Consider the following 25,787-nt stretch of genomic DNA (forward strand, 5'->3'; position numbering starts at 1 on the left):
CCCTCAGGGTCACCTTTTTTGTTTCCCGTCAAACACTGACTCCGATGTAATTATCTATTCGGCAGGGTAGGTTTTCCGCTTTGGGACCATGCCGCTTCATGTTATCTTTCTCTTTTGAAATTCAGATACTCAAGTCGATTTTTTCGCCATGTCCCAGCCTCGTTTTGTTCACCTCCGCTGTCACTCAGATTTCTCCATGTCCGATGGTGTGGCTAAAGTCAAACCTATCCTGGGCAAGATTGAAGAGCTGGAAATGCCGGCTTTTGCCCTGACAGATCAGAATAACCTCTGCGGTCTGGTGAAGTTCTACAGTGGCTGTCATGACAAGGGTATCAAGCCCATTATCGGTGCCGACTTCAAAATGATAGTCCCCGGCATTGAAAAGGAGTTCTGCTCCCTGACAGTGCTGGCGATGGATAACACAGGCTATCAAAACCTGACCGACCTGATCAGTCGTGCCTACTTGCGTGGTCATATCGACGACACTGTAGTGATCGATCAGGAGTGGTTGATTGAGTATGGGGAAGGCCTGTTACTGCTCAGCGGCGGTAAAGACGGTGATATCGGCAAGGCGTTGTTGAAGGGCAACAAAGGTCAGGCCGTCGCACTGGCGCAGTTTTATCAAACTCACTTCGCGGACAGATTCTATCTTGAGCTGCTGCGCACCGGCCGGGCCGATGAAGAACGTTATTTGCACGCTGCGGTAGAGCTCGCCGGTGATGTGGGCTTGCCGGTTGTCGCCACCAACCAGGTGGTGTTTTTGACCCCGGAAGATTTTGAGGCCCACGAAATCCGGGTAGCTATTCACGATGGCTATACCCTGGCCGATCCCCGTCGTCCAAAGAAATACAGTGATCAGCAGTACCTCAAAACTGAGGAAGAGATGTGTGAGCTGTTTGCCGACATCCCTGAAGCGCTGCAAAATACGGTAGAGATTGCCAAGCGTTGTAACGTTACTGTGCGTCTGGGCGAATACTTCCTGCCAAACTTCCCAACCGGTGAGATGTCCATTGAAGACTATCTGGTTCACGTCTCGGAAGTGGGTCTGGAGGAGCGTCTGGAGTTTCTGTTCCCTGACCCGGAAGTCCGGGCCGAAAAGCGCGGTGAGTATGACGAGCGTCTGGATGTGGAGCTTAAGGTTATTAACCAGATGGGCTTCCCCGGATACTTCCTTATCGTTATGGAATTTATTCAGTGGGGTAAGGACAACGGCATTCCAGTAGGCCCCGGACGGGGCTCGGGAGCAGGGTCATTGGTGGCTTATGCGCTCAAGATTACCGATCTGGATCCGCTGGAGTTCGATTTGCTGTTCGAACGATTCCTGAACCCTGAACGTGTATCCATGCCCGACTTCGACGTTGACTTCTGTATGGATCGCCGGGATGAGGTGATTGATCACGTGGCCGAGCTGTATGGCCGGGAAGCGGTATCTCAGATTATTACTTTCGGTACCATGGCGGCCAAGGCGGTAATCCGCGACGTGGGCCGCGTACTGGGCCATCCCTATGGCTTTGTAGACCGCATCTCCAAGATGGTGCCTGCCGAGCCGGGCATGACCCTTGCCAAAGCCTTTGAGGCCGAACCTGGCCTGCCTGAGGCCTATGATGCAGATGAGGAAGTTCGCGACCTGATTGATATGTGTCGCAAGCTGGAAGGCGTAACTCGAAACGCGGGTAAACACGCTGGGGGCGTGGTAATTGCGCCGACCAAGATCACCGACTTTGCCCCCTTGTACTGCGACAGTGAGGGTAAGTTCCCGGTTACCCAGTTCGACAAGAACGACGTGGAAACCGCGGGTCTGGTTAAGTTTGACTTCCTGGGTCTGCGGACCCTGACCATCATTGACTGGGCGCTGGGGATGATTAACCCGCGTCTGGAGAAGGCCGGCAAACAGCCGGTCGATATTGCCGCGATTCCCTTGGATGACAAGACGTCGTTCAAAATGCTGCAGCGCTACGAAACGACAGCGGTATTCCAGCTCGAATCCCGGGGTATGAAAGACCTGATTAAGCGTCTTCAGCCCGACTGCTTTGAAGATATGATCGCATTGGTGGCACTGTTCCGCCCAGGCCCTTTGCAGTCAGGCATGGTAGATAACTTTATTGAACGTAAGCACGGTCGTGAGGAGATCTCCTACCCGGATGCTACCTGGCAACACGAGAGCTTGAAGCCAATTCTGGATCCCACCTACGGCATTATTCTGTATCAGGAGCAGGTGATGCAGATCGCCCAGACCCTGGCAGGTTATACCCTGGGTGGTGCAGACATGCTCCGCCGGGCAATGGGTAAGAAAAAGCCGGAGGAGATGGCCAAACAGCGGGGTACCTTTGAAGCGGGCTCTGTGAAGAACGGCGTCGACGGCGAGCTGTCGATGAAGATCTTCGATTTGGTGGAAAAATTCGCAGGTTACGGTTTTAACAAATCCCACTCGGCAGCCTATGCATTGGTGTCTTATCAGACGCTTTGGCTCAAGGCACACTTCCCGGCAGAGTTTATGGCGGCAGTGATGTCCGCCGATATGGATAACACAGACAAGATTGTGACCCTGGTGGATGAGTGTGAGCGCATGGGCTTGCCGCTGCTGCCACCTGATGTGAACAAGGGCTTGTTTAAGTTCACCGTAGATGACGAACAGAATATCGTTTACGGCATTGGCGCCATTAAAGGTGTGGGTGAGGGCCCGGTAGAGTCCATTCTTCATGCCCGGGAAGATGGCCCGTTTAAAGATCTGTTCGACTTCTGTGCCCGGGTTGACCTGAAAAAACTCAACCGTCGGGTGATTGAGCGTCTTATCCGTGCTGGCGCACTGGATACTCTTGGCCCCCACAGGGCATCTATGATGGAAACCCTGCAGGAAGCGATGCGCGCAGCAGAGCAGCATGCCAAGGCAAGCGCCATCGGTCAGAGTGATATGTTTGGTTTGCTCAACAGCGAGCCGGAAGATACCAAACAGCAGTTTGTAGAGTGCGTACCCTGGCCGGACAAGGTGTGGCTTGAAGGTGAGCGTGAGACCCTGGGTCTGTACCTCACGGGCCACCCCATTAATCAATATCTGAAGGAGCTGCGTCAGTACACTTCTGGCCGTCTTAAAGATATTCACCCAACAGAGCGGGGCAAAACCGTGAAAGCCGCCGGTCTGGTGATTGCTTCCAGGGTTATGTTGACCAAGCGCGGTTCCAAAATGGGACTGGTGACTCTGGACGACAAGAGTGCCCGTCTGGAGTGCATGCTGTTTACTGAGGCGTTTGAGAAATTTGGTCATTTGCTGGAGAAGGACAGGATCCTGATCTGCGAAGGTGAGGTCAGTTATGACGACTTCTCCGGCGGTAATCGTATGACTATCCGCAATATGATCGATATCAGTGAAGCCCGCAGTCACTTTGCGCTGGCGCTGGAAGTGGATATGGATGGTACAAGGGTGTCACCTGACTGGTTGCAGCGTTTTGGTGGGGTGCTGGATCCCTGGCGCAACGGGGCGGTTCCTGTGGTGATCAACTATACCAGGAAGCAGGCTTCAGGCCAGTTCCGGCTGGGAGATGAATGGCGGGTAAATCCGAGCGATGAATTGGTGCTGGAGCTGCAGCAGATGATAGGTCCGGACAAGGTCAGGATCCTGTTCTGATGCCGGTACTGATTGCTGACAGCCTGGAAGCTTTGGCTCCCAAGCCAGGTACCCGGGTTTTGCTTGGATACAGTGGCGGCGTGGATTCAGAGGTGCTTGCCTGTTTATTGGGGCAATACGCAGCTGCTCATCCCGAAATAAACTGTACTCTGGTGCACGTACATCATGGACTCAGTCACAATGCCGAGAGCTGGGTGCAACACTGTGAAGCCCGGGCTGCCCATTATGGTCTTGAGTTCAGGCTTTGCCGGGTCACTGTTGATCAGGGGCCCAGAACCAGCCTGGAAGCTGAGGCGCGTAAAGCCAGGTATCAGGCAATCAGTCAGTTGATGAAGCCTGATGATATTTTATTGACCGGTCATCACCAGGATGACCAGTTGGAAACCCTGCTGCTGGCACTGAAGCGGGGCCAGGGACCTAGAGGGCTGGCGGCGATGGGTAAATGCCAGCCTTTCGATAAAGGCTGGCAGGTGAGGCCGTTATTGGGCTGCAGCCGCCAGCAGATCGAAGCATTTGCTGCCGCCAACCAGCTGACCCATATTCAGGATGAGAGTAACTTTGACACCCGTTTTGACCGCAATTTTCTGCGTCAGGATATTATCCCTCTGTTGAAATCCCGTTGGCCCCAGATAGCCCATACCGCCGCTCGCTCCGCTTCCCTTTGTGCCGAGCAACAATTGGCACTGGATGAGGTGGTCAGCGACAGGCTCACTGGAATGGTGCGTGATACCCCCTGGGGCAAGACGTTGGTCCTGGATGGGCTTGCCAGGCAGGCACCTCACTGGCAAAAACTGCTGCTAAGAGCCTTTATCGAACAAAGCGGTTTGGAATTGCCCTCTCAGGTGCAGCTGGAGCAGGCGCTGCAGCAACTGCTTGAGGCCAGGGAGGATGCGGGGGTTGAGCTCAAATTTGCAGGGGCAGTAATACGACGATATGCCGGTGGTATTTACGTAACCTCTAACCAGGCTCTGATGACTCCTGGCCAGCTCACGCTTGAAAAGGGATTGAAGCAGGTGAGTTACGGCGCCTTTTTGTTGACGCTGAACTCAGCCAATGAAGGGCCCAGAGTCAGGTGTGGTAAATCCGAAGAAGAGTGGCAGTTGGCCACTATGGCCGGGTTTGGGATAACCGGAGCCACGCGCTGTCACCCTCACTTCCGTGATAAAGGGCGAGAGCTGAAAAAATGCTGGCAGGAGGCGGGGGTTCCGCCCTGGGTCCGTCAGCATCTGCCGCTGCTCTTTATTGATGGGCAGTTGGCTGCTGTGCCAGGTATCTGGGTTGAGAAATCGTTTCTGGCCAAAGCGGGTGAAGCCGGGGTAAGTCTGGCGCTGAGCGTTAAATAAACTCAGCCTGCCAACCTGTAACCGTTACGCCCCGCTTTTTTCGCCTTATAGAGTGCCTTGTCAGCACTGCGATACATACTGCTTAAATCGTCATTGATCTTGTATTGAGTGCCACCGAGGCTGGCGCTGACCTGATAACCAGACAGGACTCTGTGACTTTGCAGCCTGGCCATAATGCGCTTACAGAGTAATGCACAGCCCTGTCGGTCGCCTTCCACAAGAATCACAAATTCATCCCCACCCAGCCTGAAAGCCTGATCACTGCTGCGAATTGTGGTTTGCAGCAGTTTTCCAAACTCTGTGAGTACCAGATCGCCGGTTTCATGACCATAGTTGTCATTGAGCTGCTTAAAGTTGTCCAGATCCAGAATCAGCAATGACATGGGGCTTTCAGAGCGGGCAGCCCGACAAATTGCCTGATTGACCGTACGCTCGAAATCTCTTCGATTGCCAAGGCCTGTGAGGCTGTCTACTGTGGCCTGCCTGCTAATCTCGGCGAATACCAGCGCATTGGACATAGGCTGCTGTAACAGAAACTCCAGTTGTGTCATAAATCGCATCTGCGAAGCACTGACAGGCTGATACAGGTAATACTTGAGAACGCCGGTTTGTGCTCCCCATACGAATGGACGGGGCAACACCACTGAGCCCTGCTCACCCCATTCAAGCAGGGTGTCATTAAAGCTGAGTTGCAAGCCCGAAAGCGGCAATTGTTTGCCGGCCAGAGCGGCAAAGGTATCAAATACATCTTTGGGCTCCAGGCTGGCATGCAAGTACTGCAGAGAGCTGAGCAGTTCTGCCTGTGGAGGCATGATGCCGCTGTGCATCTGGTAGATGCGCCCTTTTTTTGCTTGATTGTCAGCGTAAACTTCTGTTGTATTGCCATATGCCATTGTGAAATCCTCACTCTTTCCGGATTCTCCCGGGATATTGCCTGGATTTAAAGCAATGTCTGTGCCGATACGCTTGTTGATTAAATTTGTCTTTGTTTGTCATTAGGTTAATCTGGAAGTAATCACACCATAAATTCATTTGGTTTACTGGTGTCAGCTTTTTGACCGGAGAAATGATGGAGCACGGATACCTCACCCCACTATTATTGATGCTGCTGATCGCCATTGGCTCCATCGCCCTGTTCAGGCGCCTGGGGTTACCGGCGATATTGGCGTATTTATTGACCGGGGTGGTCAGCGGTCCCAGTGGTTTCAATTGGTTTTCTCAGGCACAAATGCACTCGGTTGCCGAGCTGGGTGTCGTGCTGCTGATGTTCAGTCTGGGGCTGGAGTTTTCCTTGCCGAGGCTATGGGCCATGCGCCGCACTGTGTTTGGTCTCGGCAGCGCTCAGGTGTTGGTAACCTCGGCAATCAGTGCCTGTATCGCTCTTTACTACGATCAGAGCGCAGCCTCCGCTATCGTTATCGGTGCTGCTATTGCCCTCTCTTCCACCGCTATTGTGCTTAAGCTGCTTAATGAACAGGACTGGCTCAGACGTCGCCATGGTGAGTTGTCGGTCAGTGTGCTGCTGTTTCAGGATATCGCTGTTGTCCCCTTGCTGATTTTGCTGCCACTGTTGGCCACCGACGGTGAAGCGCTGGCACTGCAGGATATCTTTTACGGTCTGCTTAAGGGCACTGTCGCCTTTGTGGGATTAATGGCGGCGGGCAAGTGGCTGTTGCCGAAATTGTTTGATGAAATTGCCAGGGCCAGATCCAGTGAGCTGTTTGTTCTCGCTACTCTGGTGGTTGCTCTCAGCACAGGTGCCTTTACTCAGTGGATGGGCATGTCTATGGCGCTGGGCGCCTTTATGGCGGGTATGTTGCTCGGTGAAAGCCAGTATCGTCGTCAGTTGGAAGCCGATATCCGGCCATTCAGGGATCTGCTGATGGGGCTCTTCTTTATCTCCATTGGTATGTTACTGGATTTCCAGTTGGTGATGGCTTACTGGTGGCAGATCCTGCTTTTGCTGTTTGCCGTGATTGTCGGTAAAGGCATGGTGGTCTATCTGCTGTTGCGTTTTTCCGGTGAGCCAATTCGTAACGCCGCCACGTCAGCCATGACTTTGGCTCAGGTGGGTGAGTTCTCCTTTGTGATTCTGGCATTGGCCGTTAACTATGAGTTGCTGGACAAACAGGTCAGTACCCAGTTGGTGATGGTGGCTGTGGTATCTATGGCGATTGCGCCCTGGCTGGTCAGGCACAGCGCTGAAATTGGTAAGCGTATGCAGGCCAGAGTGGACAATAATCTCGATGATGAACCTGAGTTTCCGGTTGAGGTTTCCAAGGACCTGGTGATTATTCTGGGTTACGGTCGGGTAGGGCAGACTATCGCCCGTTTTCTTAAGATTGAAGCCATTCCCTATCTGGTGCTGGATATGGACCCGGCGCGGGTGACGGAAGCAAGGAATGGCGGTGAGCCTGTTTATTATGGTGATGCCTGTAAGGCCAGTATTCTCAAGCAGCTTGGGATCCGCGATGCCGGTATGTTGGTGGTCACCTTTTGCGATTCCCGGGCGTTGGAAGAAGTTGTCCATATGTGCCGGGAGATGGCTCCTGAGCTGAATATTCTGGTGCGTACCAGGGATGATAAGTCCCTTGACCAGCTGGAGCATGCAGGCGCGACTCAGGTGATCCCTGAGTCTCTGGAAGGCAGTTTGATGCTGGTTTCTCAGGTGCTCTACAAATGTGGTATTCCCCTGTCACGTATTCTTAAGCGGCTGGAGTCTGAGAGGCGCAACCACTATCGTTATCTTCATGGCTTTTTCAGTGGTGTGGAATCCGATTTCACACTGGAGCAGCTGCATGCGGTATCACTGCCTGAAGGTGCCAGTGTGGTAGGTAAACGTATTGGTGAGCTGCCCTGGGAGAAACTCAGAGTCGAGCTCAGGGCTGTTCGTCGTGACGGCGCTGAAGTTGAACAGCCCAGCAAGGAGTGGTTGCTAAAGACGGGTGATATATTGCTGCTGCAGGGCAAGCCAAGAAGAGTAGAGAGGGCAGAGCAATATCTGCTGCAGGGATAACCATTTATCCCTGGGTGGCGCCATAGGCCCGGCAAAAGACGTTGGCTATCTCTTGCAGCAGTTGATTGGTTTCCTCCCCAGAACTGAGGGCGTCGCCTGTCAGTAATCCGGGCCAGATAACCAGACCGCTGAACATGCCTTTCAGTACCCTGGCCATCTGTGGGTAGTCGTGATTATTGAGTGCGCCTGCCTGCCCGGCCTGCTGTAACCAGAGCAAAAAGCTGTTGTCGCCTGCATAAATCTCAGTCAGTAATTGTCGCGCCATCTCAGGTTGTCTGAGCAGTTCCACGACTATCATCCGCAGCACAGGCAGGCTGTAGGTGTCGCTGTGGAGCTTGAGCTCATCATTCAGCAGTGCCAGCAATTGGTCATAAAGTGGCTGATTTTTATCATACCCCTTAAACCCCTGAGTATGATTTCTTTGATGAAGACGACTCAGTACAGCGCTGAACAGCGCCTCTTTACTTTCGAAATGTCGGTACAGTGTGCGTTTGGATACGCTGGCTCTGGCACTGATTGCATCCATACTGGTGCCATCAAACCCCAACTCCAGGAACTCTTTTTCAGCGGCGTCCAGAATGTCGAGGTGTTTGATTTCAGATAGTTTCATTGCGGGCGCCCAGGTAAGAAGTGGCGAGAATATCAACACATCTCACAAATGTACACTCTGAGGTTTACTTTTGTGCGCCAATACATAAAATTCTGCCATTCCATCAGTTTCAGAGTGAAAAACCATGACCGGCGTACGATATCTGGCATGTGCTGCAATGATTTTTGGCAGCAGCAGTGCCACAGCTTTTGAATTACCCCTGTTCGCCGAAGAGGCCAGGGCTCAGGGATACACCTTACCCGAACCTTTTGGTCTGAGTGTCGGTGCCATGCATGTTGAACAGGGCGTGATGATTGACAGCATAGGTTTTTCCGGCCTGAGTTTTCTTGGTATGCCGCTGGATCCGGATACCATAGAGATCAGCGCCGCCCCTGGTATGCAGAAAAGTGAAGTTTACACCCTGCGTGCGGATGTCTGGCTGCTGCCCTTCCTCAATGTCTACGCCATCGGCGGCAAGATGACGGGTGAGTCAACGACTCTGGTGACGCTGGAGAAAGTAGGACCCTTTAAACCCAATAGCTCCTTTGACTTCTCCCTGGACCTGGATGGTGATCTGTATGGTGCCGGTGTGGTTATTGCCGGCGGTGTTGGAAACTGGTTTACCCTGATTGATGCCAGTCTGACCAAAACCAAACTGACGGTAATCGATGGTGAAATTGACGCCTTTGTACTGTCTCCCCGCGTAGGTTATGACTTTGCCGACAAAGGCCTGCCATTGCGCATCTGGGTCGGTGGCATGTACCAGGATGTTGAGCAAAGTCTGGCGGGCTATATCCATAACCTGAGCTTTGGCAATGGCCTGGATGAGCTGATTGGTATTGTCGATCCCAAGGGGGAGGGGCGTTTCCATGTCGAGCAACACCTGCAGACACCATGGAATACTCTGGTGGGTTTCCAATTTCAGTTCGCCAGAGACTGGTCTTTGATTGGCGAAGCAGGATTGGGTGAGCGTAAGAGCGCTATGTTGTCCATGGAATATCGCTTCTGATGCAATCCGGTTTTTACATCAAGCAGCTGGCCACAGGCATGCTGCTTTCCATCGTTTTGTTGCCCAGTGGCAACCTGTTTGCTGCTGAACATACCGATACCCCGGAAAATAAAGGCTGGCTGGATACTCTGCTCGAAGAGCTGGGGGCCAGCGAGCAGTTGGAGCTGGATAAAGGGATAGACTGGGGCGTGTTACCTGGGCCTTTTGTTAATCCACTGCAGGGCTTTGGTATTGGTGTGGCCGCCATAGGCTTGTACTCACCAAAAGGTCGGCAAGAGAGCACTCAGATTTCGACGCTGGGGATTAAATCTTATGTATCCACTTCAGGTTCTTATGGGCTTGGAGTCGAGAATCGTACCTATCTTGGGGATGACAGCTGGCGTCTTGAGCTGGATGGCTGGATCAGTGAGTCTCCCAGAGATTATTGGGGAATTGGTATGCAGGCTGCTCAGCAGCCTGTAAACAAAACTGCGGTCGAGGCCAGTGTCCTGGAGCTGTCTCCCCGGGTGGCTTATCGTTTGCTGCCTAACACCTATGCCACCCTTGGCTGGGAGTTGCAGTCCTACCGGGATATGAGCGCTGACGGCCCGGCGTTGTCTCCTGCCGAATTACAGGATACCGATATTTCCGGTATCAGCCTGGGGCTGGCCTATGACAGTCGTGATTTTGCCCCCAATGCCTGGGAAGGCGTTCTGGTGAGTGCCAAATATGATGACTATACCGCCGCCATGGGGGCTGACCGTAACTTCCGGCGCCTGACCCTCAACTATCGTCAATATCAAAGGCTGGCACCATCACTGGTGTTGGCCTGGGAACTGTTCGGTCAGGGAGTGGAAGGGGATGTGCCCTGGTTTGCACTGTCTGAAATGGGACGTGATGGACGTATGCGCGGTTATTATCAGGGGCAGTACCGAGACAGATACCAATTCAATGGTCAGGTGGAACTGCGACAGCAACTGACAGAGCGCCATGGCCTGGTGTATTGGGCCGGGGCTGGCACTCTGGGGCAGCAGCGCAGTGAACTCTTCCATGGAGAGTGGTTGCCGACTTTCGGGGTAGGTTACCGCCTGGCCTTTAAGCCCAGAGTGAATGTCAGGTTTGACCTGGGGCTGGGCAAAGACTCCAGCGGTTTTTATTTTCAGATTAACGAGGCATTTTGATGTTAGGACACAGGCTGCTGATTGGCTTGACGCTGTTGTTAATGCTTCCCAACTTTGCCAAAGCGCTCGAAGCGCCTGCTGGAGTGCGTCCCTGCTGTGCATTTGGTACAGATTTAAAGGCGCAGGTTGGCGGCGTGCCGGTTCCCTTTTTCTCCCTGGAAAACCTGGTGGATGCAGGGGAGTTTGGCAGCCATATCTATAACGATGGCAGTCAGGGCGTAGCAGGCAGTTTGTTGGGAATCGCTGATGAGCTCAACGGTTTGATCTATACCCGCCGTGGCGGCTTTATCGATATCGCCCATGTGCGTGATACCGCTGACTATACCTACTACCTGTACCATGAGCTTTGGCCTTACATCGGCAGTGAGCATACCCTGACATTACCCGCTGAGCTCCGGCAGCGTCGGGTGGTGATGCGTGCCGATGATGTTGTGCATGACAATGACAGCAAACGTCAGCAAGGTATAAAGCTGGCGGGTATGTTGGCTTTCCAACTGGCGCAATGGCATGAAATTGCCCAGTGGTTTGGACTCAAGTCTGTCAGTGGCTGGTCTGAGCTGGCGTCAGCATTTTCACCGGAAGACCTTTACTCCAATATGCTCGGGGCCAGGTTGGCTATTCAGGTGCTGGAGCAAACTCCCACCGCCAGTGTGAAGGAGTTCAGTAGTGCATTTGAAGTGGCGCTGGATGAGGCTTTGCAAAAACTGGGGGAAGTCGAGAAAGCTGAAACCCAAAGACGCATCAGGGCGCTGGATGGCGACTGGTGGGACAGCGACAAGCGCCTGCCGGAGAAGTGGGTGCTGAGAAAGCGGGACTATCATCTTGGTCTTGACTTGATGCCCCATGCAGCTGAGGCACCGACGCCGTTAAAGCTGGAAATCAGTCAGTATGGCGAGTTGCAACTTTTGCCTGGTGGCAGTGAATCATCCTTCAAGACCCTGCCAGCATCATTGCGTAAAATGCCTGTGTGGCGCGGCAGTGATTTTCAATCTCTGGCTGACTTCGCCAGAGGGCAGGACTTGAATATCCGGCGCGATGCGGATATTCGCCTTGGACAATAACGGGCTATTTACCGTCATCCATTACCCAGTCTTTGAGTTGATTCAGAATTGACAATAGCGACTGCCCCCTTGGGGTGATCCTGTACGCGACTGCAATGGGCTTATCACTCAACACATGGCGGCTGATCATGCCATCAGCCTCCAGTTCTTTCAGTCTGGCATCCACTATCTTTTTACTGGCTCCGGGGACCTGCCTGCACACCTCATTAAACCTGAGTCCCTCTCCCTGCAAGTGCCACAGAATCGACGCCTTCCACTTACCACCAATCAATCGCATTCCCTGCTCTATAGGGCAGGGGGCGTCACAACCGGTTATTTCAACTCTGGGTTTGGGAACTGGCGTTGTCAGCGTTTTAAAGCTTTCAGAACGGGATTTTTGCAGCGCGATTGTGGTGGCAAGGTTGGCTTGGGGCATGAAGAGTCCTTGAGCTTATCAATGAAATCCGTAGAGCAGGTAACCAAAAGTATACTGCTTGAGTTTACCCTTTGAGCGGCACATTATTCCAACATCAATCCAGATGAAGGAACGGCTGTATGAAGATATTGATTATTAATGCCCACCAGTATTATCCCTTTTCCGAGGGAAAGTTGAACCAATCCCTGGCAGAGTTGGCTGGTGTTGTTGCGTCCGGTGCAGGCCATGAGGTGAAGTTTACTACCCTGGCTGATGAATGGGATGTGGCGGAGGAGATCGCCAAACATCAGTGGGCAGATGTCATTATTCTGCAGTCGCCGGTTAATTGGATGGGTGTATCCTGGATGTTCAAGAAATATATGGATGAGGTGTATACCGCAGGTATGGGCGGTGAGTTGTGTGATGGTGACGGTCGCCATCGGCGCGATCCCAGTCTGCAATACGGCACCGGCGGTACGCTCAAGGGCAAGCGGTATATGCTTTCGCTGACTTTTAACGCGCCGGCTAATGCGTTTGACGATCCTGCTCAGTTCTTGTTTGAGGGGCGCAGTGTCGATGATCTGTTTATGCCTACCCATATGAATTTTCGCTTTTTCGGCATGACAGCATTGCCAACATTTGCCTGCTTTGATGTGATGAAAAACCCACAGATAGAGCAGGATTTAAAACAATATCGTGAGCATCTGCTTAACGTACTCGAGGAGAACTGATATGGATTGGCAAAATAAACTGCCTGCTGGCGCCAAATACCCACAACATACTCTGCGAACCCTGTCCGGAGAAGCGTTAACCCTGGGCGCGCCAAGGGGAGATGCCGATTGGCAATTAGTGGTGATCTATCGTGGCAGACACTGCCCTTTGTGTACCCGCTACCTGAATGAGTTGGAAGGCTTTCTGCCCCGGCTGCATGCCCTGGGCATTGATGTGGTTGCCGCCAGCGGCGATAGCCAGTCCCAATTGGAGGAGCATATGAGTCGTCTGCAGGTGAGTTTTCCGCTGGCATATGGGCTGAGTGTGGCGCAGATGCGGGAGCTTGGTGTGTACATTTCAATTCCCCGCAGTGAGCAGGAAACCGACCATGAGTTTGCTGAACCCGGCCTGTTTGTGGTCAATGAACACGGCACAGTGCAGGTGGTAGATATCTCCAACAACCCTTTCGTGCGGCCTCAACTGGAAGCTCTGGTCAGTGGTCTGGAGTGGATACGCAATCCTGACAATCACTATCCAATTCGCGGAACATTCGAAGGAAACTAATTACCATCCAGCAGCGGGTCAGCCCGCTGCCCGGGCGGGTAGCGGCGTGACTTTATCCGAGCGCCTGTCAATTTCAAAAAACTGCCTGAGCTCATCCATCTGACACATTGCGTCCTGATAACCCAGCTCAATCAGGGCGCGGGTGTAACTCTTCTCAAACAGCAGGTAGGAGACGATACTGGAGTCTGATTCCTGATTGATCCCAATCAGCTTCAGCATATTTCGCACGCCGACAGGCATATGCCGGTAGTGTCTGGCCGCTATTACGCTGAGATCCTCGCTGGGTTTAATCACCAGAGTTTCTATCGGCTTGAGAGGTAACTTATCCCGGCTGCTTTCAGGGATATGAGCCAGGGTTGAGTTGATGCGCTCCAAACGTTCCAGATCGCTGTTAAGGGTATCCGAGAAGATGGTGTCCAGCAGGTGCCCTGCCAGGGTTGCCGCTTTGGGATGGTGGGGCAGCTCTTTACCCTGATGCTTGTGAGGGCTGTCCAGATTGATCACCATCACCTTTCTTGCCCCTAAGTGAATAGGGCTGGACAGTGGTGCCAGCTGGTGGACCGAGCCATCGCCAAAATAGTGTTGTCCCAGCCTGATGGAGGGAAAAACCAGTGGGATTGCCGCACTGGCCAGCAGGTGTTCCGTATTCAGTTGGGTACGCTGACCTTCACGTCGCGCTCTCTGCCAATTGGCAATTTCCTCATTGCCCTGGAAGAAACTGATAGAGCTGGAAGTGTTATAACTGGAAGTATCGACGCTGATGGCCCGCAGCGCTCCCCTTGCAATATTGCGATCAATGCGGCCAAAGTCGATCAACTCATTCAGCAGTTTTCGCAAAGGGTCATTGTTAAACAGGCTGGGCGCCTCGGTATTAACCTGATCATCCTGAAACACCCTAAGTCCCATGCCAAGCAGGTGGCTCAGCAGATGTTTGACGGATGTATCATAGATATTTCTTGTCACCATATGGCGCCAGACCCAGTCGAGCTTACGTACACCAAGGTGAAAACAGGATGCGTGGGTTGCGATAGAGGTTGCGTTGATGGCTCCGGCAGAGGTGCCGCAGACAATATTAAAGGGAATACCATGATTACGTGGATAGCATTGTACCAGGGCCTTAAGCACACCCACCTGATAAGCTGCCCTTGCACCACCGCCGCCTAATACCAACGCTATATTGGCTGCCATTCAGTCCCCTTAACCCCATCACTAACACAATCCCTATACCTTTAATTAAGGCGTTGAGTTGGATAAAAATCAAGAGTTAACAGTATCTGTATGGCAGGCAATAACGGTAGAAGGATAATCCAACATGCCGATATCCTTCAGGCATGTCCGGCGTTGTCCTCAGGTTAACTGCAACTTGCCCTGCATAATAGCCCAGTGGCCGGGGAAAGAGCAGAAGAAACTATAGTCTTCACCTTTTTTCAGTGCGCTGGTATCGAATGTGACACTGGTACTGGCGCCACCGCCGATAACATCAGTTGCGGCTATGACTCTGGCATCATCTGGCTTGATAAAGGCGTTGTCTGCCCCGGCGCTGATGCCGTCGGTGGCAACTGCTGACATATCGGCCGTTTTGGTCAGTACCCAGTTATGGCCCATAACACCCGCGGGCAACTGACCTGTGTGCTTGAGGGTCAGTGTAACCTGCTGGCAGCTGGCAGGAACACTCAGCTCCTTGGTATCAAATTGCATGGCATCATTGGCAGAAATGCTGATATCACATTCATCGGCCAATGCAGGCAATGCCCAGAATACTGATGTAACGGCCAGTACTAAGCGGGTAACGGGTGTCATAGGTGTCCTCCATCCTGTTTCGTTAAATTGATACCAAACCACCCTAACACAAATGATAATCGTTATCATTAGTTAATTTGAGGATGAGCTTATATATGGAGCTCAGGCAATAAAAAACCGGCCCTGAGGCCGGTTTTTACTCATTCTGTAACATGAAGAGGTCAGCAGAATGATAGAGATATAGGCTTGGCCCGCTTAGAAATCGTCGTCGCCGCCGAAATCATCACCGCCAAAGTCGTCGCCACCACCGAAGAAACCTGAGTTGGTATCGTCGTTATTGGCAAACATATCATCGCCGCCGAAACCTGTGTCTGAACCAAAGCCGGTGTCATCAGCACCGAAGCCTGTGTCAGAACCAAATCCGGAATCTGTGTACTCTGAAGCAAATCCGCTGTCGCCACCCAGGAAGCTGCTGTCAGCACCTGTGTCGGCAGCCGCTGTATCTACAGGTGCGGTGTCAGCACTGGTATCAGCTGCGGCATCTGCTGCACTGTCAGTAGCTGCATCGGCAGCAGCATCTGCCGTGGCCGTCTCAACCTGAGCTTCGTCACCAAACAGCATATCGCTGATCAGGTGACCGGCCACCATACCGGCTGCCACGCCTGCCGCAGTTTGCATAAAGCTGCCAAACGCACTTGGCTGGTTAACCGGTTGAGGTGGAACCGGAGCAGGACGTGAGCCACCGAACATCTTGCTCATGGCACCACGCTGGGACTCATTGCGGTAGTACTCTGCGTTCTGCTCCAGATAGTCATTCTTTTGTTTCAGCTCTTTCAGAGCCATTTCCTGTACCAACACTGCCTGAGTCAGTTTGTAAACTGCATCCTGCTGGCTGGCAATTTCAGAGGCGATCAGTTGCTCAGCGTCGGCGTCCTTTGGTTTATCAGGACTGCTTTGTAATTTGCGGGCGACATTCTGGATCAGATCTTTCTCTTGTGGGGTCATTGTTTGGTTACCTTTTTCATCTATTTGGTGTTGTGAGTCACGATCGTTTTTGATCTTTGTTCCCCCGGACTCACATATTTCCGGATTATATCGGTTTTAAGGTAACTGCAAAGGCTCAGAACGGGAGTATGAATGAGAATTAATATGTTTGTAACTTATTGTTTTGTTGGTATTTACCTATTTCTATTTAAATAAACAAAAAGCCGGCATATTTGCCGGCTTCAAGTCACTGTGCCATTGGCAAATTAATGCACGTGGCCGTGTTCAATCTCTTCTTCAGTGGCGTCACGGACTTCACGAACCACACCTTTAAAGGTGAGGGTTTTACCTGCCAGTGGATGGTTGGCATCAACAGTAACGATATTGTCGTCGCTGATATTGGTCACTGTAACCTGGAAGTTACCGTTGGCACCCTGAGCGGTAAAGGACATGCCGACTTCGACCTTCTCTACGCCCTGAAAAGCATCCATAGGGACTTCCTGAACATTGTCCGGGTTGTGCTCACCGTAGGCCTCAGCTGGTGACACTGTTACTTCGAACTCATCGCCAGCCTGCTTGCCGTTCAGAGCCTGTTCCAGACCGGGAATGATGTTACCTGTGCCGTGCAGATATTTCAGGGGTTCACGGCCCTCAGAGGTGTCAATAAGTTGGTTGGCTTCGTCTGTCACACTGTAGTCAATGGCGACAACTTTGTTGTTTTCAATCATGGGGCCGTCCTTTGGTTCGGCATGAATTTGTGCAGCCTTATCAGATAAATGCACCAGCAAATATCGCTGCCCGGACGCGGCGAATTTTTCGACACGTGGTGACATGCTAACATGTTGAAACTTGGTGATGAAAGGGTAACCGGGGAATAACTTACACAGACGGGGTTGCACTGTTGCCGTAAAACAAAAAAGCACGCATTGAGCGTGCTTTTAGGTAAGTGGAGTAATCCGGATTAGATATTGCCTTTGATAAAGTCAACAATCTGATCGAATGGGATCTCCTGCTTCTCGCCGGTGCGGCGGTTTTTGTACTCGAATACACCTGCGTCGATGTTGCGATCACCAATCACGATAGTGTGTGGAATACCAACCAGCTCCATATCGGCGAACATCACGCCTGGACGCTCTTTACGGTCATCAAACAGTACATCGATACCGGCAGCGGCCAGGTCGGCATATAGCTTCTCTGCTACTTCAGTCACACGGTGAGACTTGTGCATGTTCATTGGCAGAATGCCCACCTGGAAAGGTGCGATGGCAGCTGGCCAGATGATACCGCGGTCGTCATGGTTCTGCTCGATAGCGGCGGCAACGATACGGCTCACGCCCACACCGTAGCAACCCATGATCAAGGTCTGAGCCTTGCCGTTTTCATCCAGCACAGTCGCATTCATGGCAGCAGAGTAGTTGGTGCCCAGCTGGAAGATGTGACCCACTTCGATACCACGGGCAAAGGCATAGGTGCCCTGACCGTCAGGTGTGGTTTCACCCTCAACGACGTTACGGATATCAGCAGCCTGTGCCAGTGGCAGGTCACGTTCCCAGTTTACGCCGAAGAAGTGCTTGTCATCTTCGTTGGCACCCACGACAAAGTCGCTCATCACAGCTACCGCGTGGTCGATGTAGACAGGGATGTTCAGGCCAACAGGACCCAGAGAGCCACAGCCAGCACCCAGTGCGTCACGGATTTCACCTTCGGTGGCGAATTCCAGTGGTGCAGCAACCAGTTCCAGCTTGTCAGCTTTCACTTCGTTCAGTTCATGGTCACCACGAACCACAACTGCCACCAGAGGAGCTTCGTCGGTGCAGCCGCGAACAATCAGAGTCTTGGCAGTTTTCTTGATATCCAGACCAAATTGCTCAACCAACTCTTCGATGGTTTTGGCATCAGGAGTATCAACCTTACGCATCTCTTCGGTTGCTGCCTGGCGGGTTTCAGTCGGCATTGGCGACTCGGCCTTCTCGATGTTGGCGGCGTAGTCGCTGCCGGTAGAGTAGGCGATCAGGTCTTCACCACTGTTAGCCAGTACGTGGAACTCGTGAGACACGCTACCACCGATAGAACCGGTATCAGCCAGTACAGGACGGAACTCCAGACCCATGCGGGTGAAGATGTTGCTGTATGCCTGATACATGGCGTTGTAGGTGTCGTCCAGGGTTTGCTGATCCAGATGGAAAGAGTAAGCATCTTTCATCAGGAACTCACGAGAGCGCATCACACCAAAACGTGGACGAACTTCGTCACGGAATTTGGTCTGGATCTGGTACAGGTTCAGAGGCAGCTGTTTGTATGAGCTGACTTCTTTACGCACCAGATCAGTGATCACTTCTTCGTGGGTAGGGCCCAGTACGAAGTCACGGTTGTTACGGTCGGTAAAGCGCAGCAGTTCAGGACCAAACTTGTCCCAACGGCCTGTCTCAACCCAGAGATCACCCGGCTGAACCATAGGCATCAGGATTTCACAGGCGCCGGCCTTGTCCATCTCTTCACGAACAATAGCTTCAACTTTGCGCAGTACGCGCAGACCTGTGGGCAGGTAGCTGTATAGACCTGAAGCGTTGCGACGGATCATACCGGCGCGCAGCATTAGCTGATGGCTGATTACTTCTGCGTTTGCAGGGGTTTCTTTCTGTGTAGATAGCAGGTATTTGCTGACTCGCATTACCAAATAGTCCCAATGTGATTTGAATGGGCGACATTTTATCACTTGGCAGGCACTTGTCACCTGCAGAATCTAGATAGGACCTGCATTTCAGCAATTCTCAATGGGTAAAAGTTAATCTGCTTCAGTTGCCTTGCTGATGGAACAACGCCAGCTCAGGTTTATCCCGCCTGTCTCCGACGATTCGCATGGGGTTTCCCACAACAATTGCCCAATCCGGAACATCTTTACTGACGACACAACCCATACCGATAACGGCGTGGTCCCCTATGTTGACGCCATCAACAATACCGGCCTGGGCGCCAATCCACACATCCTTACCGATATTCACCCCAATGGAATGGGATTTTTGCTTATAAATCGCATGATTGGGGGCCATGCCATGATTGAATGCGTAGATGGTGACATTGTTGGCGATACGGGTCTGATCGCCTATGGTGATCCCTTTGCTACCGCCGTCGAAGGAGCAGCCGTGATTGATGGCCACTTCATTACCCAGCGTCAGCGGACCATGTAAAAAGCAGCCCGCAGCTATCATGCACTGATGGCCTGTGGTGATATCCCGTCCGGGCTCGGCAAACAGCTCTGCTTCCGGTGCCACAAAGCAGTTGTCACCAAAACGGACAGTTTCCACCGCGCTGAAATGTGCCTGTACCTCCTGCTGCCAGGGTTGTGCCCAGGCAAGATGTTTCTCTTTCAATGAGAAATATAGCCAGGGCATCCAGGAAAGACGTTTCTTGTGTTGGGCGCGGTAGTCGGGAGTCATTAGTGGGAAGTCAAATTGGGTTGCAGAGCTGAGAGCTACATTTTATCTGTGCCTCCCAGTTCAGGTAAAGAACAGCGATAACGAGTGAGGTTGGCGCTATCGCAACTGACTGTCTTTACTGCCTCTGCGGTTAAAACTGACAGCTCTTTGCTGCAACTTATCCTGTTCCTGTTGGCACTGGATACACAAACGAACTCCCGGAACAGCAAGCTGTCTTGCCACTGGGATGGGCTCGTCGCACAGCTCGCAATAAGCCATGCTGTCGCCCTGATGTAATTGCAGCCTTGCCCGGGTCACGGCATCGAGAATATCTGAGTCGATTTGATCCTGAACCGCGCCTTCTTTTGCCCAGCCTGAAGCCATAATCTCCTCCTTGCTCATATAGGTCTGAATCAGGAGAAGATTATATTCCTGTTGGAAATAGAGATAATCCCGGGTAAAAGCAATTAACTTTTACCCGCGAGTAATAATCTTGAAGGAAGGAGCGGTTACTGACTCTGGATTTTTCCCGGTACCAGTTCCAGCACCTGTGCTTTGCCATCCTGCATCTTCCAGAAGATATCCAAATCATACAGGGCAACCTGATACAACTTGGGGTCTTCCTTGGCCTTTTTGTATGCAGGACGGGGATCCTGAGCCAGTACTGCGCGGATAAGTGGCTCAAGGTCAGGGCTGTGTTCACGCATGCTGTATTTGGCGGTTTGCGTCAGCGCCTGCTGGCTGAATTCCACCTCAATCAGTTCAGGAGCTTCCTGAGCTATCCCCCCCACTGCGCCGTCGATGGCATCGGAGAAAGGGATGTAGGGTTTGATATCGACAATGGGTGTGCCATCCAGCAGATCCATGCCTGAGATCTCCAGACATACTTTGCCCTTGTGCTTAACGATACCGTGCAGCTTTACCACGCTTTGGCCGATACCATTGGGGCGGAAGGTGGAACGAGTCGCGAACACGCCCATCTTTTCATTGCCGCCAAGGCGGGGAGGGCGGACAGTGGTTTTCCAGCCCTGGGCGAGATTCTCATGGAAGCAAAACAGCAACCACAGGTGGCTGTATTGCTCCAGACCACGAACCGCATCGATATGATTAAACTCACGGGCCAACTCGACATAACCTCTGGCTTCCACCAGACCGGGTTGGCGCGGGATCCCGAACTTCTGTTTATAAGGCGTGCGGCAATAGGCTACCGCCTGGATCTGGGAGGTAAAACTCATGGATTAAATGATTCTCAATAATAGGGTCGGCAATGCCGACGTTACTCATCTTCCATGACGATGGCCCGGCCGATACAGATCACCCGGGAAAGGCACCCACCTTCGGGGTCCTTGTATTCTACGCAGTTGTTCAGCATCACACCGTTGCCTCCGGCATCGGCTGCTGCCAGACGCATCTTGGTGCGGGCATCCACCGCGGATGCTGGAGGTTCGTCAGCAAAGATCTGACAGGATTCCCCATCAACCATGGCCAGCGGATTAAATGGTCTGGGCGGCGCTACGTTCTTTTCAATCAGTGCGACGTCACCCGCTTTGAAATACTCATTTACCGCCTTGCCGCTGAGATTGGAATTAAAGGTATAGTCTCCGGCACAACCTGCAAGCAGCCCTGCTGCCAGCATGCAAGAGGGTATTGAAAGTAGTTTCATAGTATCCCTGCCACAATAAAAAACAGCGGACTCATTGTCCGCTGTTGAATGATTCCCGAGGAAATTCTATCGCTTCAGGTACTTTTGATAAAGCTGCCTGTGACGATTATTGAGATCCACCTGACGGCCATCGATATACATGGCTTCGATATTGGCTTCCATGGGATTGAATATATCGCCGCTGCTGATAATCAGGCTGGCTTTATATCCCGGCGCAATCGACCCCATTTTGTTTGCTCCCATAATCCTGGCAGCATCCAGGGTGACAGCCTTCAGTGCATCCTGCTTGTTCAGGCCGTAGCTGATGCTCTGTCCTGCCGCAAAAGGCAGGTTACGGGCATCCCAGTCAGCTCTGAAACCAAAGGCAAAGGGAATATCGGCCTGTTCCAGCATGGCTGGAATGCGGAATGGCAGGTCAATCGGTTCGTCACTGCGACGGGGGAAGCTGAACACATGGGGATAAATGACAGATGCCCCGGCTTCACTGAGCATTTCCGGCATGCGCCAGGCATCATATCCGCCAACAATCACAGGCTTGATATTGTAGCGGCGGGCGATATCCAGTATCTGTTCGATATCACCCTGGTTATCGGCATGGGCAAAGAGTTTGGCTTCACCACTGAACAGCGGCAGCATGGCTTGCCAACGGATATCTGAACTGGTGACCTTGTCGGCCTTTGCTGCCAGGTGATAGCGGTAAGCATCTTCAAATGCACTGTGGATAGTCTGGATATCTGCATCCAGTTGTTCCTGTTGCTTTTTACGTCTCTTTTCATCGCTGGACCAGCGCCAAACCGTTGGCCAGTGAAGATGGATGGCTGCCGGGGTATCCACTTCACCATCGACTATGGTCCAGCTGTCCAGATTGACCAGAGTGGATTGACCGGTAAGACCACGTCCCTGAGGAACCACCTGAACATGGGTGATGCCGTTGCTGCGTACAGTGGGGATAAGCTCTGAGTCCGGGTTAAAGGCCACAGAGGCTTTGACTTCCGGATTGAGTTTGCCCACTTCTGCAGTATCCACGGTGGCGCGCACCATGGAAATTTCTGTCAGCCCCAGAAAGGTATTAAGCGCAATCAGGCCCGGATAAACCTGTTTACCTGTCAGGTCGATTACCTGAGCTCCATCGGCTTGCAGGTCTGAGCCTACGGCGGTGATAAGGCCGTTTTCAATCAAAATATCCGTATCTTCCAGGCTGCCAACGGAAACCGTATGCACCAGGGCATTTTGCAACAATATTGGTTGTGACTGGGGAGCGCCCGGCACCATATCATGTGCCAGCGCCGGGGAGGCCATCAACAGGCCAGTCATCATAGCTAAAACTCGCATCTTTATACTTTCCCGTTGTTAGTGATGGTTATGGCTAGAGTGGTTATGGCCAGAGTGGATATGGCTGTTCTCGCCCCAGGCATTGTAGTGAGTATCACAGTGCCATTCCGGCTCCAGCTTGTCGGCTGGCAGCTCTCCCTGTTTACGACTGGCCGGGCTGGCGAGTAGTTTCTGGATCAGTGCCGCACGCTCTTCACCCAGAAGGCGGGTCTCCTGCTGATTACGGGTACGGTCAAAGTAGCGCTTGCCGTCTACCCAGACAGCCTGAGTTTTGGCGTACACAGACAGGGGATGGGTATCCCAAAGCACCAGATCCGCTTGTTTACCTTCTTTAATCGAACCGACCTTGTCACCGACCCCCAGCTGTTTTGCAGGGTTGATGGTGATCATATTGAGGGCATCGGTTTCACTCATGCCGCAGTACATCACAGACTTGGCCGCTTCCTGATTCAAACGGCGCTGCATTTCATAATCATCTGAGTTGATGCTGGTCAGCACCCCTTTGTCATTCATCAGACAGGCGTTTTGCGGAATCGCGTCATATACCTCAAATTTATAGGCCCACCAGTCAGAGAAGGTGGATGCCCCGGCTCCCTGAGCAGCCAGCTCGTCAGCCAGCTTGTAACCCTCAAGCACATGGGTAAAGGCCGCAATATCAAAGTTATATTCCTCAGCCAGCTGCAGGAACATCAGGATCTCTGATTGCACATAGGAGTGAATATGGATATCCCTCTGGTCCTTCAAAATTTCGGCTACCGCCTGCAGACGTAAATCCGGCTTGGGTTCCAGAGTTTTCCGCTGGCTTGAACGGCGTAACTTGTCATAGTCAGTTCTCGCCTTGTCATGCTCCATTGCCGCGTCGAAGGCATCACGGAACAGCGACTCAACCCCCATACGGGTTTGCGGGAAGCGCGTAGTAAATTGGTCACCCCAGTTGCTTTGTTTAACGTTTTCACCCAGGGCGAACTTAATGGCAGAAGGCGCACCTTTAAACTTCAGTGACGAAGCGTCCTCGCCCCAACGCAGTTTAATCAGTTGTGCCTGACCGCCAATCGGGTTGGCACTGCCATGGAGCAGTTGGGCTGTTGTCACGCCTCCAGACAAAGAGCGATAGATGGCAATGGCATCAGGATCCAGAATGTCGCCGATACGAACTTCAGAGGTGATGGCATCTGAGCCTTCGTTGGTGCCGCCATTGATGGCGATATGGCTGTGCTCATCCACAATCCCGGCGGTCAGGTGCTTACCCTCTGCATCCAGCACTTTATAACCCGATGGTGTTCTCAGAGACTGACCGACTTCCTGGATCTCTCCATCCTTTATCAGCACATCTGCGTTCTCCAGCACACCTTCAGCTTCAGAGGTCCACACAGTCGCATTCTTAATATGCAGTTTTTCTGCCGATGGCAGGCTGCTTAAACCATAGGCGACATTGGGCGAAGTCAGACGACCAACCAACTCAGTGGGCAGTGGTTTACTGTCTTTATCTTCGTCTTCGGCAGTGGAGGACGTGTTGCGGGTTCCGGCGACCGGGGTGATAGCGCCCTTGGCATCGGTCAGCTGGCCATGCAGGCTACTACCCTTATTATCATCAAACCAGATGACGAAACGGCCAACACCTTCAACACCCGCTTCGGTGAGGTCAGCACTGAATGACAGACGCTGCCCTTTGAGCACCGGCTTGCTGAGTTTGATCTCCTGCTCACCACCGGACAGCACGCCAGACAGTTTCTTGCCTTGCTCAAGCACGAGGTCAAGCTCCAGGCCATTGAAACTGATCTGATATTCACCAATCAGTGCCTGCTCAGCTCTGGGCTTGAGAATCGTTTCGTCCCCCTGCATCCAGACACTGTAGATTTCGCCATCTTCAAACAGGTCACCTTTGGCGACCACGATATCGGCGATATAACCTTTTTCCAGCTTACCGGCCAGCTCGCTGACGCCGGCAATCTGTGCTGCTTCCGTTGTCAGGGCTGCCAGTGCATCCTCTTTACTCAGTCCCATATCTACCGCTAACCGCAGACGTTTCCAGAAGGCTTTGGCATCTGTGTCATGCAGGGTTAATGCAAACGGGATGGCTTCAGAGGCCAACAGTGCAGGATTAAATGGTGCCCGCTCCCAGTGACGGAGCTGTTCAAGGGTGACCTGACGCTCGGCATCACGATCGCTGACATCAGGCGCTTTAGGGAAATTAAGCGGCAGAATAACCGGCGCATTAATCCCTTTTAACTCATTAAGGCGAGCATACTCTTTACCGTTACCCAGCAAAGTAGCTGACAGGGAATGCTCCTGCATTAAGTGACCGGCGCGCAGCTGGCTATTGAGGTTATCTGTGGCAAAAATAAACTGTTGTTGCTCCAGCGGAACCAGATTGCCCCAGGCTGAATTCATAACAAAAGCCGGAGATGAGGCATTAAAGTCATCTTTATCTTTATTGTTTTGATACCAGAGAGTATCGGCAAACGTCTGACGGATTAACGCCATACTACCCATTAGGGAGTTTGGATAATCCATAATAGAAGAGCCCTTGTGAAAGGACATAAAGTGTTTACCCTGGCTTTGGTAAATCACTTCATTGGCTGGTTTTTCCGACAATGACAGGGTGACGCCACGCCCTTGAAATATACCGTCCAGCTTGGCACTTTGCACTGAGGTAAAGCCATTATTTACCCATTTGGCGGCAGCTGCTTTATTTGGGCTAATGTAGTCGACCCAATCTTTTTCGGCATGAATTGCAGTGTTTCCGGACTTGGCTCCCAACTGCTTCACTTCATATACAGGTGGTTTATTGTCAGGTTTTGGGTATTTGAACTCGATACCATAATCAGCGTAGGGATCAATAAATCCCGGATACAAGGTGTAGCCAGCTAAATCCAGCACCAAAGCGTGCTTGGGAATATCATCGTTATCGACAACGCCATATATTTTCTTACCCTTGACAAGCAGAGTAGCGTTTTCTACTTGTTCTTCGGGGGAAATATGAATGGTTGCACCGGTAAGTGCGGTGAGGGCTTCGTTACCTTGGGTCAAAGGAGTTTTGGCTAAAGCAGTCTGGGAAAACAACAACAGTCCCAAAGCCGAATAGCGGGTGACCGGGTTATTTATCATTTTTGTTTTGTCATCCAATAAATAGGGCGGAGGTAGCATGAGCCTATCTAATTGGAATGTAAAAACCAAGTTGGA

22 protein-coding genes are annotated in these 25,787 nt (G+C 52.2%); 8 read left to right on the forward strand and 14 right to left on the reverse strand.

The genetic code is table 11. The features are described 5' to 3' along the window. Positions 1–148 precede the first annotated feature (148 nt). Together dnaE and tilS are read left to right on the forward strand one after the other, a co-directional pair. Complete coding sequence (gene dnaE, locus L2725_RS04195; protein WP_249247774.1) at positions 149–3,622, forward strand: DNA polymerase III subunit alpha; 3,474 nt, start codon at positions 149–151, stop codon at positions 3,620–3,622. Continuing rightward, on the forward strand, positions 3,622–4,965 hold the full coding sequence (tilS, locus tag L2725_RS04200) for a tRNA lysidine(34) synthetase TilS (RefSeq protein ID WP_249247775.1): 1,344 nt from the start codon (positions 3,622–3,624) through the stop codon (positions 4,963–4,965). Before dnaE ends, tilS begins: the two co-directional genes overlap by 1 nt. A 2-nt stretch (positions 4,966–4,967) precedes the next feature. On the opposite strand, the gene L2725_RS04205 is transcribed toward tilS, so the two are convergent. Continuing rightward, positions 4,968–5,858: a GGDEF domain-containing protein gene (locus tag L2725_RS04205; protein WP_249247776.1), complete on the reverse strand. Its 891-nt coding sequence runs from the start codon at positions 5,856–5,858 to the stop codon at positions 4,968–4,970. A 176-nt stretch (positions 5,859–6,034) separates the two neighbouring features. Here L2725_RS04205 and L2725_RS04210 point away from each other — a divergent pair, with 176 nt between their 5' ends. Continuing rightward, a complete protein-coding gene (locus L2725_RS04210; RefSeq protein WP_249247777.1) occupies positions 6,035–7,981 on the forward strand; it encodes a monovalent cation:proton antiporter family protein in 1,947 nt (648 codons plus the stop codon). 4 nt (positions 7,982–7,985) lie between these two features. On the opposite strand, the gene L2725_RS04215 is transcribed toward L2725_RS04210, so the two are convergent. Further along, a complete protein-coding gene (locus L2725_RS04215) occupies positions 7,986–8,591 on the reverse strand; it encodes a TetR/AcrR family transcriptional regulator (protein WP_249247778.1) in 606 nt (201 codons plus the stop codon). A gap of 124 nt (positions 8,592–8,715) precedes the next feature. On the opposite strand from L2725_RS04215, the gene L2725_RS04220 reads away from it, so the two are divergent. Genes L2725_RS04220 through L2725_RS04230 form a run of 3 tightly spaced genes read left to right on the forward strand, consistent with a single transcriptional unit; the run spans position 8,716 to position 11,800 of the window. Further along, positions 8,716–9,579, forward strand: a complete 864-nt coding sequence (locus L2725_RS04220) for a virulence protein (protein ID WP_249247779.1) — start codon at positions 8,716–8,718, stop codon at positions 9,577–9,579. Continuing rightward, the gene (locus L2725_RS04225) at positions 9,579–10,739 is read left to right on the forward strand and encodes a BamA/TamA family outer membrane protein (RefSeq protein ID WP_249247780.1); all 1,161 of its coding nucleotides are present in this window, start codon (positions 9,579–9,581) and stop codon (positions 10,737–10,739) included. Before L2725_RS04220 ends, L2725_RS04225 begins: the two co-directional genes overlap by 1 nt. Next, the gene (locus L2725_RS04230; RefSeq protein ID WP_249247781.1) at positions 10,739–11,800 is read left to right on the forward strand and encodes a DUF4056 domain-containing protein; all 1,062 of its coding nucleotides are present in this window, start codon (positions 10,739–10,741) and stop codon (positions 11,798–11,800) included. Before L2725_RS04225 ends, L2725_RS04230 begins: the two co-directional genes overlap by 1 nt. A gap of 4 nt (positions 11,801–11,804) precedes the next feature. Here the strand turns inward: L2725_RS04230 and L2725_RS04235 are convergent, their stop codons facing one another. Further along, entirely contained in the window at positions 11,805–12,215 is a 411-nt protein-coding gene (locus L2725_RS04235; protein WP_249247782.1) for a winged helix-turn-helix transcriptional regulator, read from the reverse strand. Between the two features lie 119 nt (positions 12,216–12,334). Here L2725_RS04235 and L2725_RS04240 point away from each other — a divergent pair, with 119 nt between their 5' ends. After that, positions 12,335–12,925, forward strand: a complete 591-nt coding sequence (locus L2725_RS04240; RefSeq protein WP_249247783.1) for an NAD(P)H-dependent oxidoreductase — start codon at positions 12,335–12,337, stop codon at positions 12,923–12,925. Between the two features lies 1 nt (position 12,926). Then, entirely contained in the window at positions 12,927–13,469 is a 543-nt protein-coding gene (locus L2725_RS04245; protein WP_248934578.1) for a redoxin domain-containing protein, read from the forward strand. A gap of 18 nt (positions 13,470–13,487) precedes the next feature. Here L2725_RS04245 and L2725_RS04250 read toward each other — a convergent pair whose 3' ends face one another. From L2725_RS04250 to L2725_RS04300, 11 genes are all read right to left on the reverse strand, one after another. Then, positions 13,488–14,657, reverse strand: coding sequence for a patatin-like phospholipase family protein (locus tag L2725_RS04250; protein WP_249247784.1), 1,170 nt, complete (start codon positions 14,655–14,657; stop codon positions 13,488–13,490). Positions 14,658–14,816: 159 nt separating this feature from the next. Continuing rightward, positions 14,817–15,269: an azurin gene (gene azu, locus L2725_RS04255; RefSeq protein WP_249247785.1), complete on the reverse strand. Its 453-nt coding sequence runs from the start codon at positions 15,267–15,269 to the stop codon at positions 14,817–14,819. A gap of 195 nt (positions 15,270–15,464) precedes the next feature. Then, positions 15,465–16,214: a DUF2076 domain-containing protein gene (locus L2725_RS04260; RefSeq protein WP_249247786.1), complete on the reverse strand. Its 750-nt coding sequence runs from the start codon at positions 16,212–16,214 to the stop codon at positions 15,465–15,467. Positions 16,215–16,459: 245 nt separating this feature from the next. Next, entirely contained in the window at positions 16,460–16,921 is a 462-nt protein-coding gene (locus L2725_RS04265) for an FKBP-type peptidyl-prolyl cis-trans isomerase (protein WP_115135108.1), read from the reverse strand. Positions 16,922–17,154: 233 nt separating this feature from the next. Further along, positions 17,155–18,864 carry a proline--tRNA ligase gene (locus L2725_RS04270; protein ID WP_249247787.1) on the reverse strand — a complete coding sequence of 570 codons (1,710 nt, stop codon included), beginning with the start codon at positions 18,862–18,864 and terminating at the stop codon, positions 17,155–17,157. A gap of 124 nt (positions 18,865–18,988) precedes the next feature. Beyond that, positions 18,989–19,630 carry an acyltransferase gene (locus tag L2725_RS04275; RefSeq protein WP_249247788.1) on the reverse strand — a complete coding sequence of 214 codons (642 nt, stop codon included), beginning with the start codon at positions 19,628–19,630 and terminating at the stop codon, positions 18,989–18,991. A gap of 96 nt (positions 19,631–19,726) precedes the next feature. Continuing rightward, positions 19,727–19,993, reverse strand: a complete 267-nt coding sequence (locus tag L2725_RS04280; RefSeq protein WP_248934583.1) for a DksA/TraR family C4-type zinc finger protein — start codon at positions 19,991–19,993, stop codon at positions 19,727–19,729. 125 nt (positions 19,994–20,118) lie between these two features. Continuing rightward, positions 20,119–20,844, reverse strand: a complete 726-nt coding sequence (gene tsaA, locus L2725_RS04285) for a tRNA (N6-threonylcarbamoyladenosine(37)-N6)-methyltransferase TrmO (protein WP_249247789.1) — start codon at positions 20,842–20,844, stop codon at positions 20,119–20,121. Positions 20,845–20,885: 41 nt separating this feature from the next. Further along, positions 20,886–21,272, reverse strand: a complete 387-nt coding sequence (rcsF, locus tag L2725_RS04290) for an Rcs stress response system protein RcsF (protein ID WP_115135100.1) — start codon at positions 21,270–21,272, stop codon at positions 20,886–20,888. Positions 21,273–21,338: 66 nt separating this feature from the next. Further along, on the reverse strand, positions 21,339–22,604 hold the full coding sequence (locus L2725_RS04295; protein ID WP_249247790.1) for an amidohydrolase family protein: 1,266 nt from the start codon (positions 22,602–22,604) through the stop codon (positions 21,339–21,341). Positions 22,605–22,622: 18 nt separating this feature from the next. Next, positions 22,623–25,712 carry an amidohydrolase family protein gene (locus L2725_RS04300; RefSeq protein WP_249247791.1) on the reverse strand — a complete coding sequence of 1,030 codons (3,090 nt, stop codon included), beginning with the start codon at positions 25,710–25,712 and terminating at the stop codon, positions 22,623–22,625. Positions 25,713–25,787 lie beyond the last annotated feature (75 nt).

The sequence above is a fragment of the Shewanella corallii genome (genome assembly GCF_023349125.1).
Taxonomy (GTDB): Bacteria; Pseudomonadota; Gammaproteobacteria; order Enterobacterales; family Shewanellaceae; genus Shewanella; species Shewanella corallii.

What these genes read in the sequence shown, in the direction of transcription:
- L2725_RS04240 (WP_249247783.1), top strand. Translation starts at nt 12,335, where the DNA reads ATGAAGATATTGATTATTAATGCCCACCAGTATTATCCCTTTTCCGAG.
- L2725_RS04250 (WP_249247784.1), bottom strand. Translation starts at nt 14,657, where the DNA reads ATGGCAGCCAATATAGCGTTGGTATTAGGCGGCGGTGGTGCAAGGGCA.
- tilS (WP_249247775.1), top strand. Translation starts at nt 3,622, where the DNA reads ATGCCGGTACTGATTGCTGACAGCCTGGAAGCTTTGGCTCCCAAGCCA.
- tsaA (WP_249247789.1), bottom strand. Translation starts at nt 20,844, where the DNA reads ATGAGTTTTACCTCCCAGATCCAGGCGGTAGCCTATTGCCGCACGCCT.
- L2725_RS04225 (WP_249247780.1), top strand. Translation starts at nt 9,579, where the DNA reads ATGCAATCCGGTTTTTACATCAAGCAGCTGGCCACAGGCATGCTGCTT.
- L2725_RS04295 (WP_249247790.1), bottom strand. Translation starts at nt 22,604, where the DNA reads ATGCGAGTTTTAGCTATGATGACTGGCCTGTTGATGGCCTCCCCGGCG.
- L2725_RS04300 (WP_249247791.1), bottom strand. Translation starts at nt 25,712, where the DNA reads ATGATAAATAACCCGGTCACCCGCTATTCGGCTTTGGGACTGTTGTTG.
- L2725_RS04275 (WP_249247788.1), bottom strand. Translation starts at nt 19,630, where the DNA reads ATGACTCCCGACTACCGCGCCCAACACAAGAAACGTCTTTCCTGGATG.
- L2725_RS04260 (WP_249247786.1), bottom strand. Translation starts at nt 16,214, where the DNA reads ATGACCCCACAAGAGAAAGATCTGATCCAGAATGTCGCCCGCAAATTA.
- azu (WP_249247785.1), bottom strand. Translation starts at nt 15,269, where the DNA reads ATGACACCCGTTACCCGCTTAGTACTGGCCGTTACATCAGTATTCTGG.
- L2725_RS04205 (WP_249247776.1), bottom strand. Translation starts at nt 5,858, where the DNA reads ATGGCATATGGCAATACAACAGAAGTTTACGCTGACAATCAAGCAAAA.
- rcsF (WP_115135100.1), bottom strand. Translation starts at nt 21,272, where the DNA reads ATGAAACTACTTTCAATACCCTCTTGCATGCTGGCAGCAGGGCTGCTT.
- L2725_RS04270 (WP_249247787.1), bottom strand. Translation starts at nt 18,864, where the DNA reads ATGCGAGTCAGCAAATACCTGCTATCTACACAGAAAGAAACCCCTGCA.
- dnaE (WP_249247774.1), top strand. Translation starts at nt 149, where the DNA reads ATGTCCCAGCCTCGTTTTGTTCACCTCCGCTGTCACTCAGATTTCTCC.
- L2725_RS04280 (WP_248934583.1), bottom strand. Translation starts at nt 19,993, where the DNA reads ATGGCTTCAGGCTGGGCAAAAGAAGGCGCGGTTCAGGATCAAATCGAC.
- L2725_RS04235 (WP_249247782.1), bottom strand. Translation starts at nt 12,215, where the DNA reads ATGCCCCAAGCCAACCTTGCCACCACAATCGCGCTGCAAAAATCCCGT.
- L2725_RS04220 (WP_249247779.1), top strand. Translation starts at nt 8,716, where the DNA reads ATGACCGGCGTACGATATCTGGCATGTGCTGCAATGATTTTTGGCAGC.
- L2725_RS04215 (WP_249247778.1), bottom strand. Translation starts at nt 8,591, where the DNA reads ATGAAACTATCTGAAATCAAACACCTCGACATTCTGGACGCCGCTGAA.
- L2725_RS04210 (WP_249247777.1), top strand. Translation starts at nt 6,035, where the DNA reads ATGGAGCACGGATACCTCACCCCACTATTATTGATGCTGCTGATCGCC.
- L2725_RS04230 (WP_249247781.1), top strand. Translation starts at nt 10,739, where the DNA reads ATGTTAGGACACAGGCTGCTGATTGGCTTGACGCTGTTGTTAATGCTT.
- L2725_RS04245 (WP_248934578.1), top strand. Translation starts at nt 12,927, where the DNA reads ATGGATTGGCAAAATAAACTGCCTGCTGGCGCCAAATACCCACAACAT.
- L2725_RS04265 (WP_115135108.1), bottom strand. Translation starts at nt 16,921, where the DNA reads ATGATTGAAAACAACAAAGTTGTCGCCATTGACTACAGTGTGACAGAC.